Annotated in this window: 1 protein-coding gene; it reads right to left on the bottom strand. The window is 43.5% G+C overall.

Annotated features, from left to right (window positions below):
• Nucleotides 1-646: BCCT family transporter (locus ACS8FD_RS21600; RefSeq protein ID WP_439277382.1), on the bottom strand; the 646-nt coding region annotated here is incomplete at both ends.

Genomic DNA, 646 nt, shown 5'->3' with positions numbered 1-646 from the left:
AGAGCCTGAGTCTGATGAAGTCACAAAAAACACCATTACTAGAATAATAGCAATTAAAGAGGTAATGGTCCCTAGAGGAAGATTTGCCAGCATCTGAAATAAGGTTAAGGAAGCATCACTGACCCCTCCTGCCAGCTCACCGACTTGATTATCATATTGGCTCAATCCTGACTGTCCAAATACCGTCATCCAGACGATGGTTACAAGCGTAGGGGCCAACATTACTGAGGTAATAAACTCACGTACTGTACGGCCTTTTGAAATACGAGCAATAAACATACCTACAAAAGGTGACCAGCTGATCCACCATGCCCAATAAAACACTGTCCAGCCATGAAAGAATTCGTCGTCACCGCGGCCTATAGGATTCGATAACGGGATAATATAAGTTGCATAATCAACAGCAGTGGCACCGATTTTACTCAGCAATCCGATTGAGTTGCCAACGAAAAACACAAACAGCAACAAAGATAAAGCGACTAACATATTGACGTTACTCAATAGCTTAACCCCGCCATCAAGGCCACGTGCTACAGATATTGTAGCAAGAGCAGTCACTACAACTATAATGGTAATCTCAAGCGAATTACCTGCAAAGTCCCAACCAAACAAATAATTAAGTCCGCTGGCCGCTTGTTGAGCACCC

Source organism: Psychrobacter sp. 1U2 (assembly GCF_051847575.1).
The sequence above is the reverse complement of the archived record's forward strand: the minus strand, read 5'-3'. Positions and strand labels throughout refer to the sequence as shown.